Source organism: Tessaracoccus flavus, assembly GCF_001997295.1.
GTDB classification, from domain to species: Bacteria; Actinomycetota; Actinomycetes; order Propionibacteriales; family Propionibacteriaceae; genus Arachnia; species Arachnia flava.
In genome coordinates, this window is the sequence record NZ_CP019605.1 from 1 (window position 1) to 12,361 (window position 12,361).

A 12,361-nucleotide genomic window follows, 5' to 3' on the forward strand; every position below is an offset into this window, starting at 1 on the left:
CCGGCGTTCGCCGCGAGGACAACGCCCTTCGCGCCAACACCGGCATCGTCGAGTGGGACGCCGCGCACGAGATGGTCAAGATCAACCCCGTCGCCGGCTGGACCACCGAAGAGGTCATGGCCTACGCCGGAACCAACGGCGTGCCAGTGAACTTCCTGTTGGACGAGGGCTACCCGTCGATCGGGTGCGAGCCCTGCACACGCCCCGTCGCCCCCGGCGAGGACCCCCGCGCCGGCCGCTGGGCCGGCTTCACCAAGACCGAATGCGGCCTGCACGTGGGCCCCGAGCAGGAGGAAACGCCCATGAGCGAGGTCGAGGAGCTCCCCACCAGGACACTCAGCCACCTGGAGGCCCTCGAGTCCGAGTCGATCCACATCTTCCGTGAGATCGTCTCCGAGCTGGAGCGCCCGGTGCTGCTGTTCTCCGGGGGCAAGGACTCCATAGTCATGCTGCACATCGCGGCGAAGGCGTTCTGGCCGGCGCCGGTGCCCTTCCCCGTGCTCCACGTGGACACCGGACACAACTTCCCGGAGGTGCTCGCGCACCGCGACGCCACCGTCGAGCGCCTGAAGCTGCGGCTGGTCGTCGCGCACGTGCAGGACTACATCGACGACGGCCGGCTCCTGGAGCGCGCCGACGGCACCCGCAACCCCCTGCAAACCCAGCCCCTCCTCGACGCCATCACCGAGGGCCGCTTCGACGCCGTCTTCGGCGGTGGCCGCCGCGACGAGGAGAAGGCCCGCGCCAAGGAGCGCGTCGTCAGCCTCCGCGACGAGTTCGGCCAGTGGGATCCCCGCAACCAGCGCCCCGAGTTGTGGAACCTGTACAACCCGCGGCACCGGCCCGGCGAACACGTGCGCGTGTTCCCCCTGTCCAACTGGACCGAGCTCGACGTGTGGCGCTACATCGCCTCGGAGAACATCGACCTGCCCGCCCTGTACTACGCCCACGAACGCGACGTGTTCAGCCGCGACGGCATGTGGCTGGCCGTCGGGGACGTCTCGCAGCCGCGCGACGGGGAGCGCGTCGAGCGCCGCCTGGTGCGCTACCGGACCGTCGGTGACATGTCCTGCACCGGCGCCGTCGAGTCCGACGCACTGACCGTCGCCGACGTCATCGAGGAGGTCGCCCTCACCCGCATCACGGAGCGCGGCGCCACCCGCGCCGACGACCGCGTCACCGAAGCCGCCATGGAAGACCGGAAGAAGGAGGGGTACTTCTGATGAGCACCCTGCTCAGAATCGCCACCGCCGGCAGCGTGGACGACGGCAAGTCCACGCTCGTGGGACGCCTCCTCTACGACTCCAAGGCCGTGCTCGCGGACCAACTGGAGGCCGTCGAACGTGTCAGCCTCGCCAAGGGCCTGGGCCACGTCGACCTGGCCCTCCTCACCGACGGCCTGCGGGCCGAGCGGGAGCAGGGCATCACGATCGACGTCGCCTACCGCTACTTCGCCACCGCCAAGCGGACGTTCATCCTGGCCGACTGCCCCGGGCACGTGCAGTACACGCGCAACACCGTCACGGGATCGTCGACGGCGGACGTGCTGGTGCTGCTGGTGGACGCCCGCAAGGGTGCGCTGGAGCAGACCCGCCGCCACCTCGCCGTCGGCCAGCTGCTGCGGGTGCCGCACATCGTGGTGGCCGTGAACAAGATCGACCTTGTGGACTACTCCGCGCAGCGGTTCGCGGAGATCGACGCCGAGATCAACGGCATCGCCGACGACCTGGGTGTCCCCTCCATCCGCGTGCTGCCGGTCTCCGCGCTCGTCGGCGACAACATCGTCGACCGGTCCGAGAAGCTGTCCTGGTACGACGGGCCGTCGCTGCTCGAGCTGCTGGAGGACCTGCCCGCGGCCGATGCCACGGTGCGGCCCTTCCGCTTCCCCGTCCAGCTGACCATCCGTCCGCAGGACGCCGCACTGGACCCCAGGTACGTCGAGTACCGCGGCTACGCAGGACAGGTGGCCTCCGGGGTGGTGCGCGTCGGGGACCCCGTCGTCGTGCTGCCGTCGGGCCGCCGCACCACCGTGGTGGGCATCGACACCGCCGACGGTGAACTGGCCGAGGCGTTCGCGCCGCAGTCGGTGACACTGAGGCTGGCCGACGACATCGACATCACCCGCGGTGAGCTCATCGCCGGCGTCGACGCGGCCCCGGAGCCCACCCAGGACCTCGACGGGATGGTCGCGTGGCTGGCCGAGCGCCCGCTCCGCGTTGGCCAGAAGGTCCTCGTGAAGCACACCACCCGAACCACGCAGGCCGTCGTCAGGGACATCGACGGCCGTCTGGACCTGGACACCCTGCGCCCGCAGGCGACCGACTCGCTCGAACTGAACGACCTCGGCCGCGTGCGGCTGCGGCTGGCGGCTCCGATCATGGCCGAGGCCTACGCGGACTCGCGCCGCACCGGCTCCTTCCTGCTGGTCGACCCGCAGTCGGGCACCAACCTCGCCGCCGGGATGATCCGCGGCGACCAGGCCTTCTCCGAGGACGCCGCCGTCGAGATCGACGCCACCCCGAACTGGTCGATCTGATGCGCAAGCTGATCCTGATCGGGCTCGTCGGGCTCGCCGCGCAGCTCGTCGACGGCGGGCTGGGCATGGGCTACGGCGTCACGTCCAGCTCGCTGCTGCTGCTAGTCGGGCTGACCCCCGCGCTCGCCAGCGCCTCGGTCCACCTCGCTGAGGTGGGCACCAACGTCGCCTCCGGGCTGTCGCACTGGCGGCTGGGGAACGTCGACTGGTCGCTCGTGCTGCGGCTCGGCGTCCCCGGAGCGGTCGGCGCGTTCGCGGGCGCGACGTTCCTGTCCAACCTGTCCACGGTATGGGCCGGCCCCCTCATGGCCGTCATCCTGGCCGCGCTGGGCGCCTACATCCTGGCCCGCTTCGCGTTCCGGCCGCCCGCGGTCTCCCACGCCCGGGTCACCCCCCACACGTCGCAGTTCCTGGTTCCGCTGGGACTCCTCGGCGGCTTCGTCGACGCCACGGGCGGCGGCGGCTGGGGGCCGGTTTCCACGACGTCGCTGCTCAGCGCCGGCAAGACCGCACCCCGGACCGTGATCGGCTCGGTGGACACCTCCGAGTTCCTCGTCTCGCTGTTCGCCTCCATCGGGTTCCTCGCGGCGCTGGGCACCAGCGGGCTGGACTTCCGCATCGTCGGCGTCCTGCTGGTGGGCGGGCTGATCGCGGCCCCGCTGGCCGCGTGGCTGGTCACCAAGCTTCCCGCCCGCGTGCTGGGCACCGCCGTCGGCGGCCTCATCGTGGTCACCAACCTCCGCAACGTCCTCGCCGCGCTCGGAGCCTCGCCGACCACACAGTGGGTGGCCCTGGGCGCCGTCGTGCTGCTGTGGTTCACGCTCGTGGGCCACTCGTTGGTGCAGCACCGCCGCCAGGCCGCTGCCGTCGTGGCGGAGCGTAGCGAGACCCTTGAACCGGAGCCGGCATGAGCGGCCCCGCCACGCTGATCATCGCGCTGCACGGCACCCGGCACCGCCCCGGCACCGAGTTCGCCGAGCAGCTGCGCGCAGCCGTCTCGGCCGAGCTGCCGGGGGTTCCGGTGGAGCTGGGCTGGGTGGACATCCACGACGAGCTGCTCGCCGAGACCGTCCAGCGCTTCGAGCGTTCGGTCATCGTTCCCGCCTTCCTGGCCGCCGGCTACCACGTGGAGCACGACGTGCGGGATGCCGTCGCGGCCTCCGGCGGCCGCGCCGTCGCCACCGACCACGTGGGCCCCGACCTGGTGCGCGCCATCGGTGACCGCCTGCTGGCCGCAGGGCCGCTGGGCGACGCCGTCGTCCTGGCCGCGATCGGGTCCAAGCGTCCCGGCGCGACGGCGGAGGTGCATGCGGCGGCACGCCGCCTGTCGCAGCTCGTGGGGCGCCCGGTGGAGCCGGGGTTCATCTACGCCTCCGAGCCCACCCTCGAGGCGGCCGCCGAGAAGCTGCGAGCCCAGGGCCACCTCACGCTGTCGGTCGCCACCCACGCCCTGGCCCCCGGCCTCTACCAGCGCCACACCGCTGCCCTGGGTGTTCCCACCGTCGCCGACCCGATCGGCACCCACCCCCTCCTGGTCTCGGCGATCGTCGGCAGGTACGCCACCGCCGCGCTCGCCCAGGCCGCCTGAATACGTGAGATGAGTTGATTCTGAAGTGAGCACAACCCCACTGGACCGCGTGGTCATCCGCTTCGCCGGGGACTCCGGCGACGGCATGCAGCTGACCGGGGACCGGTTCACCGCCGACGCCGCCGCCATCGGCAACGACTTCGCCACCCTGCCCAACTTCCCGGCGGAGATCCGCGCACCGCAGGGCACCATCGCGGGCGTCTCCAGCTTCCAGCTGCACTTCGCCGACGACGACATCCGCACCCCCGGGGACCGCCCCGACGTCCTCGTCGCGATGAACCCCGCCTCCCTCAAGGCCAACATCTCCGACCTGCGCCGCGACGGCATCCTGATCGTCGACACCCACGACTTCACCAAGCGGAACCTGGCGAAGGTCGGCTACGTCGCCGATCCCCTGTCCGACGGGTCGCTCGAGGACCATGAGGTGCACCCCGTGGACCTCACCGGCCTTTCCACGGCCGCCGTCGCCGAGTTCGGCCTCGGCCGCAAGGACGCCGCCCGCTCCAAGAACATGGTGGCGCTGGGGCTCCTGACCTGGCTGTTCTCCCGCCCCGTCGAGACCACGCTGGAGTTCCTGGACAAGAAGTTCGGCAAGGACCCCGCCATCCGCGACGCAAACCGGGCGGCGTACCTCGCCGGGTACAACTACGGCGAGACCACCGAGGACTTCACGGTTCGCTACGAGGTCCGCCCCGCCCCCATGGCCCCCGGCACCTACCGGCAGGTCACCGGCAACAAGGCGCTCGCGCTGGGCCTGATGGCCGGCGCCGCGAAGTCCGGGCTGCCGCTGTTCCTCGGCGCCTACCCGATCACTCCCGCATCCGACGTGCTGCACGAGCTGTCGCGCCACAAGGACCACGGGGTGATGACGTTCCAGGCCGAGGACGAGATCGCGGCCATCGGGTCGGCCCTCGGCGCGTCCTACGGCGGGAGCCTCGGCGTCACCGTGACGTCTGGCCCCGGCATGGCGCTGAAGAGCGAGTTCATCTCGCTGGCCCTCATGCTGGAGCAGCCGCTCGTCGTGGTGGACGTGCAGCGCGCGGGCCCGTCGACGGGCATGCCCACCAAGACCGAGCAAGCAGACCTGCTGCAGTCGGTGTTCGGGCGCCACGGCGAGGCCCCCGTTCCCGTGATAGCGGCCCAGTCCGCGGGCGACTGCTTCGACGTCGCCATCGAGGCCACCCGGATCGCGCTCACCTACCGCACCCCGGTCATCGTGCTCTCCGACGGATACCTCGCCAACGGAGCCGAGCCGTGGCTGGTCCCGGACCTGGAGGCGCTACCCGACATCGACCCGGGGTTCGCCACCGAGCCCAACGGCCCCGACGGCAAGTTCCTGCCCTACCTGCGCGACGGGAAGCTCGCGCGGCCGCTCGCGGTCCCCGGCACACCCGGCCTGGAGAACCGGATCGGCGGCATCGAGAAGGCCGACGGCACCGGCAACGTCTCCTATGACCCGGGCAACCACGAGCGCATGACCGCCATCCGGCAGGCGAAGGTCGAAGGAATCGCCGACACCATCCCGGACCTCGTCGTCGACGACCCCAGCGGCGAGGCCGACGTGCTCGTGATCGGATGGGGCTCCACCTGGGGACCCATCGGCGCGACCGCCCGGCGCGTGCGCCGTCGCGGCCGGAAGGTGGCCACCGTGCACCTGCGGCACCTCAACCCGTTCCCGAAGAACCTGGGCGCGATCCTGCGCTCGTACAAGCGGGTCATCGCGCCCGAGATGAACCTCGGGCAGCTGGCGCTGCTGCTGCGCGCCAAGTACCTCGTCGACGTCGAGACCTACTCGCGCGTGCGTGGGCTGCCGATCTCGCCGTCGGAGTTCGAGACCGACCTGCTGGAAATCATCGACGGAAAGGACCCACGATGAGCACCACCCTCACCCACACCGGGCTGACCGGCGGTCTGGCGGGCGTCCCGCTGGCCATCGAACCGGCCAACCGCAAGGACTTCGTCTCCGACCAGGAGGTGCGTTGGTGCCCCGGCTGCGGGGACTACGCCGTGCTCGCGGCCTTCCAGTCGCTGATGCCGCAACTGGGCGTGCGCCGCGAGAACACCGTCATCATCTCCGGGATCGGCTGCAGCTCGCGGTTCCCGTACTACCTCGACACCTACGGCGTGCACTCCATCCACGGGCGTGCGCCGTCGATCGCCACCGGCCTGGCGATGAGCCGGCCCGACCTGGCGGTGTGGGTGGTGACCGGCGACGGCGACGCGCTGTCCATCGGCGGCAACCACCTCATCCACGCGCTGCGGCGGAACACCAACATCACGATCCTGCTGTTCAACAACCGGATCTACGGCCTCACCAAGGGGCAGTACTCGCCGACTTCGGAGTCCGGGAAGCAGACGAAGTCCAGCCCGGCCGGCTCCGTCGACCACCCGTTCAACCCGGTGAAGCTTGCGCTGGGCGCGGAGGCGACGTTCGTGGCGCGCACCGTCGACTCCGACCGAGCGCACCTGAAGGAGGTCATGACCCGCGCCGTGGGTCACCGCGGCGCGTCGCTCGTGGAGATCTACCAGAACTGCCCCATCTTCAACGACGGCGTCTTCGACGGCCTGAAGGCGCCGGACTCCCCCGCGATCATCTCCCTGCGGCACGGTGAACCCATCACCTTCGCCGGCGGGGCCAAGAGCGTCGTCCGCGACGCGGTCACGGGGCGGTTGAGTGTGGTCCCGACGACGGAGGTCGGTGGCCGCACCGTCGTCGTCCACGACGAGTTCTCCGACGACGTCACCCAGGCCGTGGCGATCGCGTCGCTCACGGACAGCCACGGGCTCAGCCAGTCGCCGATCGGGATCTTCCGCGACGTAGGCCGCCCCGTCCACGACGACGCCGCCCGCGCCCAGGTGACGATGCCCGCCGCCGCGGACCGGATCTCCCACCTGCAGTCCCTGGTCACGGGCCACGACACCTGGACCGCCTGACCGCAGTGGGCTATGGCAGGGCGCTTCTTGGGGAGTCCCCGCCCCAGCCCCTGCTGGTTGCACACTCGATGCAGATGTAACCGTCTTAAGTCCCATCAAGTCCATCGAGTGAGCTGATATCAGGGCACTCGCCGACCGGAGGGTGCCGTGGGACGACGAGCTACACTGCTGCCCGCGCCCGGCCGGGGTCAGTCGGCTGGCGCAGGGAAACGGTGGTTTCCCTGATATCAGTGCACTCGATTGACCTGACTTAGGCCATTTAGTACCGACCGCGGGCAAGACCAACTGGGCCGGCATGTTCGCCGCCTCGGGCGAGGGCATCCAGCTGCGGCAGGGTCCCGACGCAGGGCGCCTCATCCAGAATGAGTTAGTCTGGCTCGCGCGCGTTGAGGGTCAGCCCCGCCACCGCACCCACGACGACGATCGCCGGCGGGCGGACGTCGGCGCCTGCGGCCTCGTTGCTCACCCGATCCAGGCGGCTCCGGATCGTCCGCTGCCCGGGGGTGGTGCCGTCGGCCACGACGGCCGCCGCGGTCCCCGGCTCCATGCCCCCAGCGATGAGCGCATCGGCAATGTGGTTGAGGTTGTGGACGCCCATCAGGATGACGATGGTCAGCCCGCAGCGCGCCAGCGCGCCCCAGTCGACGGCGCTGCGCTCATCGTCCGGTGCCACGTGGCCGCTGACCACGCAGAATCCCTGAGAGAGGGAGCGGTGCGTCACCGGGATCCCGGCCATCGCCGGCACGGAGACCGCCGACGTGACGCCGGGGATCACCCGCACCGGAACACCAGCCTCGGCGCAGGCCAGCCACTCCTCCCCGCCACGACCGAACACGTAGTTGTCGCCGCCCTTAAGACGGACGACGCGCAGACCCTGCTGTGCCCTGTCCACGAGCAGCCGGTTGATCTCCTCCTGCGGGGTGTAGGCCCCTCGGGGGATCTTGCCGACGTTGATGACCTCGGCACCGTCCGCGGCCTCGTCGAGGAGTTCGAGCGGGCCGAGGCGGTCGTGCACGATCACGTCGGCCTGCTGGATGGCCGAAAGCCCGGCGACCGTCATGAGGCCGGGGTCACCGGGGCCGCCGCCGACCAGGACGACGGTGCCGGGCGCGAATTCGAAGCGCATCAGGACCCGTCCCCCAACGACTGCCGGATGGCCTCGCGCACGGCCTTGGAGCGCTGCGGGTCACGGTTGCCGATCACGGCGACGGTCAGGTCCTGGACGTTGTACGTGGCGGGCGTCCAGGCCGACCCCCCGAACGCCTCGTCGCTTCGGACGCAGAAGGTGTGGCGGGCCTCGGCCCCGGACGCGACGGCCGCGTTCACCTCAGCCGAGTCGGTCGCAGCGATGACGTACCACGCACCATCGAGATCATCGTCGACGAACGGGCGGGCACGCCAAGCGACGAGGCCCTCCTCGTCGAGTGCCGCGATGGCCTTCGTGGCCTCGGGTGCCACCACTCGCACCGATGCGCCCACCTCCAGCAGCCGTCGTAGTCGTCGTTCCGCGACGTGGCCCGCGCCGACGACGAGGACGTCACGGTTCCGCAGGAGCAGACCCGCCAGGTAGGCCGGCGATCCGGGCTCGTGGTCATTCGGTGCGGACATGGCCGAAAGTCTAGTTCTGGGCAGTGTCAACGTCGAGTTGGACCCCCGGGGGAGGGGTACACACACACGACGCTTCTCCCGTGGGCTTGGTGGACGAAAGCCGTCCGCCGAAAGCACATAGTTTCGGGGGAAACATGAAGAGCAAGAGCAGAATGGTCGCGCTGTCAGCCGGTCTGGTTGCAGCCTTCGGACTCGTCGGGGGCGGGCTCAACGCTCTTGCCGACGAGCATGACGGGCCTGAGGCCAACAAGGCCAGCTACTGGGAGAACTACTTCGGCGTCGCAGGCATCGAGTGCGAGAAGTACGAACCGGTCAGCACCCCGTACACCGTACCCACGGCCCAGGAGGGCTACGACTGGTACGCCGCGATCCTCAAGGCGGGTTCCGAGAACTCGAATGACGAGGGGACGCCCACCAACCAGGTCATCCGGCCCATCAGCGACGGTCAGGTACTCAACCACGTCAGCGGCAAGAAGATCTCGCACGTGATCCTGTGCTGGGTTCCCGAGCCCACCATGAGCCCCAGCCCCACGCCGACGGTCACCGCCACGCCGACGGTCACCGCAACGCCGACGGTCACCGCCACGCCCACGATGACTGCCACGCCCACGGTCACCGCCACACCCACTGCGACCGTGAAGCCGACGGTCACCGCCACGCCCACGGCAACGGCCACACCCACGGTCACCGCCACACCCACTGCGACCGTGAAGCCGACGGTCACCGCCACACCCACCGCCACCGCCACACCCACCGCCACCGCCACGCCGACGGTAACCGCAACGGCCACCGTCACGCCGACGATGACCAGCAGCCCGACGATGACAAGCAAGCCCACGGCGACCAGCAAGCCCTCCGCCACCAGCAAGCCGACCGCCACCAGCAAGCCGACGGTCAAGTCGACCTACCGGGGCGTTGGCCTGCCGAGCGCCGGCAACTGACCTGCCGACTTGAAAGCAGCTGACAACTGAAACACGAGTGGGGCCCGGACAGTGTCCGGGCCCCACTTCTGTTGTTGCTGGCCCGGCGTCTCCTCAACCGGGGGTCAGCACGGACGCTCCAGTGGGGTGAAGTTCCCGGAGGACCGGGAAGTTCACCCCACTGGGATACCGACCCTGGGGCCCTGTCGGGGGAACGAGGCCCAAGGGATGTGCCGCGCGCGACTCGGGGGGAGTCTGCGCGGCAGGTCTCAGAACTCGATCAGTGCCTGGCCGCCCTGCACTGGCTCGCCGGGGGCGACGAGGATGCGCGCGACCCTGCCGGCGGCCGGTGCCGTGATCTCCGTCTCCATCTTCATGGCCTCGAGGATCAGCAGGACCTGACCGGACTCGATCTCATCCCCCTCGCTGACCAGGATTCGTGCCACAGAGCCGGCCAGCGGCGCCACGACGGCGTTGGAGCTGACCGCTGACACGGACGCCTTCGTGGGGATCTGGTTCGACCCCGCGTTGACGCCGATGATGATCGGGCCGAGCCCCTTGGGCTCCTCCTCCTCGACCTCGACGTCGATCTCGTACTCCGTCTGGTTGACGGTCACCTTCAGCTTCATGATGTCTCCTGTGATTCGTCAGCGGACGTGTGGGACGCGGCGGTCGTGGGCGCGCTCGCGGGTGGCGGCAGCCCAGCGGGACTGGGAGCCGAAGCGGACGGCCCGGATCTTCGCCTTGTGGCCGAAGTAGGCGGCGACGGCGGCACCGATGGCCACCAGGTCCGCCTCCGGGATCTCCTGCTTCTCCTCGAGCGCCGCGAGGCGTGCCTGCAGCGTCGCCACCTGTTCGGCGAGGGCCGCCACCTGGGCGGCGAGCTCCTCGTTCTGGTTCGTTTCCATCACCATCTCCGATCAGGCAGGGCCGAGGCCGTGCTTCTTGGCGGGGCGGAGTTCGCGCTTGCCGACGAGCAGCTCGAGGGCCAGTGCGATCTGGCGACGGGTGTCGGCCGGGTCGATGATGTCGTCCACGAGTCCACGGCTGGCGGCCATGTACGGGGTGGAGAACGTCTCGCGGTACTCCTCCACGAGCTCGGCGCGCTTGGCGTCCTTGTCCTCGGCGGACTCGATCTCCTTGCGGAAGACCACCCCGGCTGCACCCTCGGCGCCCATGACCGCGATCTCAGCAGTGGGCCAGGCGAACACCTTGTCAGCGCCCAGGTCCTTCGAGCACATGGCCAGGTACGCGCCGCCGTAGGCCTTGCGCATGACGACCGTGATCTTCGGGACCGTGGCAGCGGAGTAGGCGTACAGCATCTTGGCGCCGTGACGGATGATGCCGTTGTGCTCCTGCGCGACGCCGGGGAGGAAGCCCGGGACGTCGACGAGGTTGACCACCGGGATGTTGAACGCGTTGCAGAACCGGATGAACTTGGAGGCCTTGTCGGAGGAGTCGATGTCCAGCACCCCGGACATGACGGACGGCTGGTTGGCGATGATGCCGACGGTGCGGCCCACCACCCGGCCGAACCCGACGACGATGTTCATCGCCCACCCGGCCTGGACCTCGAGGAAGTCGGCGTGGTCGACGAGCTCGGCGATCACCTCGCGGACGTCGTAGCCCTTGTTGCTCTGGACGGGGATGATCTCGCGCAGCTTCGGGTTGGACTCCACCACGTCGTCTGGATCGACGATCGGCGGATCCTCGGTGTTGTTCTGCGGCAGGAAGCTCAGCAGCTTCTTGGCGATCAGGATGGCCTGCTCGTCGTCGTCGGCCACGAAGTGCACCACGCCGGAGCGGGACATGTGGGCATCGGCGCCGCCCAGGTCATCCTGGGTGACCTCCTCGTTCCTCGAGTACTCGGCGAAGTACTTCGGCACCGTAGCCGCCGGCGACACGTTCGATCCCGAGGCCGACACGTCGGTCGTCTACGCCGGGCAGAAGGTGCCGGACTACAACAGCGACATCCTCGCCGGCATCAACTACGAGATCGACCTCAGCCAGCCCGTCGGGTCCAGGATCGAGAACCTGACGATGCCCGACGGCTCCGCCGTGGCAGACGACGACCAGTTCGTCGTCGCGCTCAACAACTACCGTCGCAGCGGCGGCGGCAACTTCCCGCACGTGTCGACGGCGCCGGTGGTCTACAACGATCTGTTGGAGATCCGCCAGCTGCTCATCGACTGGGCCGTGGAGAAGGGCACGATCGATCCGGCGGACTTCTACGTCCCCAACTGGACGCTCACCGTCGACGGCGTTCCCGTGCCGTGACCTGACGCGAGTCTCCGCTACTGGAGGGCGGGTGCTTCGGCGCCCGCCCTCTGCGCGTCCCTGCGCGTCAGTGGGTGATGAGCGTCTGCTGGTAGATCGCCAGCCGCAACCGGCCGTCGACGACGCGGTAAAGGCTGGTCATCGCGGCGCGGAACGTGTCCTCGGTGCCGCGCAGCGCACTGGCCCGGTACACCAGGGCCGCGGCGTCGGGGCCGACCTCGATGAGCCGAGGATCGGTGATCTCGTACTTGTCCCAGGTGGGGGAGTTCTCCAGGGAGGCGACGGCCTCGTCGCGGCTGAGGATCCCGCCCCCGACCAGCACCATCACCGCGTCGTCGGTCAGGAGGGCGTCGTAGAAGGAGGCGCCGGTGCCCTCGCTGAGCGCGAGCCAGCCGTTGTGCTCCGTGGACAGGAGATGGTTGATGTCGAGCGTGGCCATGGAGGTGACGCTACCGAGGTCTGCGCAACGCGGGGGCCGAAACGGCGTCAGCTCGCCCG

13 protein-coding genes and 1 pseudogene are annotated in these 12,361 nt (G+C 69.8%); 8 read left to right on the forward strand and 6 right to left on the reverse strand.

The features are described from left to right. Window positions 1-302 precede the first annotated feature (302 nt). From cysD to RPIT_RS00030, 6 genes are read left to right on the forward strand one after another with little or no spacing between them, the layout of a single operon-like run. Window positions 303-1,223 carry a sulfate adenylyltransferase subunit CysD gene (gene cysD, locus RPIT_RS15410; protein ID WP_157633360.1) on the forward strand — a complete coding sequence of 307 codons (921 nt, stop codon included), beginning with the start codon at window positions 303-305 and terminating at the stop codon, window positions 1,221-1,223. Further along, window positions 1,223-2,536 carry a sulfate adenylyltransferase subunit 1 gene (locus RPIT_RS00010; RefSeq protein ID WP_077339294.1) on the forward strand — a complete coding sequence of 438 codons (1,314 nt, stop codon included), beginning with the start codon at window positions 1,223-1,225 and terminating at the stop codon, window positions 2,534-2,536. The genes cysD and RPIT_RS00010 overlap by 1 nt, the downstream gene beginning before the upstream one ends. After that, window positions 2,536-3,447 (forward strand): sulfite exporter TauE/SafE family protein, encoded by a 912-nt coding sequence (locus RPIT_RS00015; protein WP_077339296.1) that lies wholly within the window; start codon window positions 2,536-2,538, stop codon window positions 3,445-3,447. The genes RPIT_RS00010 and RPIT_RS00015 overlap by 1 nt, the downstream gene beginning before the upstream one ends. After that, the gene (locus tag RPIT_RS00020; protein ID WP_077339298.1) at window positions 3,444-4,124 is read left to right on the forward strand and encodes a sirohydrochlorin chelatase; all 681 of its coding nucleotides are present in this window, start codon (window positions 3,444-3,446) and stop codon (window positions 4,122-4,124) included. Before RPIT_RS00015 ends, RPIT_RS00020 begins: the two co-directional genes overlap by 4 nt. Before the next feature lie 25 nt (window positions 4,125-4,149). Further along, window positions 4,150-6,000 carry a 2-oxoacid:acceptor oxidoreductase subunit alpha gene (locus RPIT_RS00025; RefSeq protein ID WP_226996282.1) on the forward strand — a complete coding sequence of 617 codons (1,851 nt, stop codon included), beginning with the start codon at window positions 4,150-4,152 and terminating at the stop codon, window positions 5,998-6,000. Further along, entirely contained in the window at window positions 5,997-7,058 is a 1,062-nt protein-coding gene (locus RPIT_RS00030) for a 2-oxoacid:ferredoxin oxidoreductase subunit beta (protein WP_077339300.1), read from the forward strand. Before RPIT_RS00025 ends, RPIT_RS00030 begins: the two co-directional genes overlap by 4 nt. Before the next feature lie 367 nt (window positions 7,059-7,425). Here the strand turns inward: RPIT_RS00030 and cobA are convergent, their stop codons facing one another. Continuing rightward, a complete protein-coding gene (gene cobA, locus RPIT_RS00035) occupies window positions 7,426-8,184 on the reverse strand; it encodes a uroporphyrinogen-III C-methyltransferase (RefSeq protein WP_077339302.1) in 759 nt (252 codons plus the stop codon). Continuing rightward, window positions 8,184-8,666, reverse strand: a complete 483-nt coding sequence (locus tag RPIT_RS00040) for a precorrin-2 dehydrogenase/sirohydrochlorin ferrochelatase family protein (RefSeq protein ID WP_077339304.1) — start codon at window positions 8,664-8,666, stop codon at window positions 8,184-8,186. The genes cobA and RPIT_RS00040 overlap by 1 nt, the downstream gene beginning before the upstream one ends. 134 nt (window positions 8,667-8,800) lie before the next feature. Between RPIT_RS00040 and RPIT_RS14770 the strand changes: the two genes are divergently transcribed. Continuing rightward, the gene (locus RPIT_RS14770; protein ID WP_143028276.1) at window positions 8,801-9,607 is read left to right on the forward strand and encodes a hypothetical protein; all 807 of its coding nucleotides are present in this window, start codon (window positions 8,801-8,803) and stop codon (window positions 9,605-9,607) included. 248 nt (window positions 9,608-9,855) lie between these two features. Here RPIT_RS14770 and RPIT_RS00050 read toward each other — a convergent pair whose 3' ends face one another. The 3 genes and pseudogenes from RPIT_RS00050 to RPIT_RS00060 form a co-directional block, all read right to left on the reverse strand. Continuing rightward, window positions 9,856-10,215 (reverse strand): biotin/lipoyl-containing protein, encoded by a 360-nt coding sequence (locus RPIT_RS00050; RefSeq protein WP_077339306.1) that lies wholly within the window; start codon window positions 10,213-10,215, stop codon window positions 9,856-9,858. An 18-nt stretch (window positions 10,216-10,233) separates the two neighbouring features. Further along, on the reverse strand, window positions 10,234-10,494 hold the full coding sequence (locus RPIT_RS00055; RefSeq protein WP_176789343.1) for a hypothetical protein: 261 nt from the start codon (window positions 10,492-10,494) through the stop codon (window positions 10,234-10,236). Between the two features lie 12 nt (window positions 10,495-10,506). Continuing rightward, a pseudogene (locus tag RPIT_RS00060) lies at window positions 10,507-11,439 on the reverse strand (acyl-CoA carboxylase subunit beta); the annotation flags it as partial. Here RPIT_RS00060 and RPIT_RS00065 point away from each other — a divergent pair. Then, window positions 11,396-11,863, forward strand: coding sequence for a 5'-nucleotidase C-terminal domain-containing protein (locus RPIT_RS00065; protein ID WP_226996283.1), 468 nt, complete (start codon window positions 11,396-11,398; stop codon window positions 11,861-11,863). The pseudogene RPIT_RS00060 and the gene RPIT_RS00065 sit on opposite strands and share 44 nt — an antisense overlap. 67 nt (window positions 11,864-11,930) lie before the next feature. Here the strand turns inward: RPIT_RS00065 and RPIT_RS00070 are convergent, their stop codons facing one another. Next, window positions 11,931-12,302: a nuclear transport factor 2 family protein gene (locus RPIT_RS00070; RefSeq protein WP_077339310.1), complete on the reverse strand. Its 372-nt coding sequence runs from the start codon at window positions 12,300-12,302 to the stop codon at window positions 11,931-11,933. Between the last annotated feature and the right edge of the window lie 59 nt (window positions 12,303-12,361).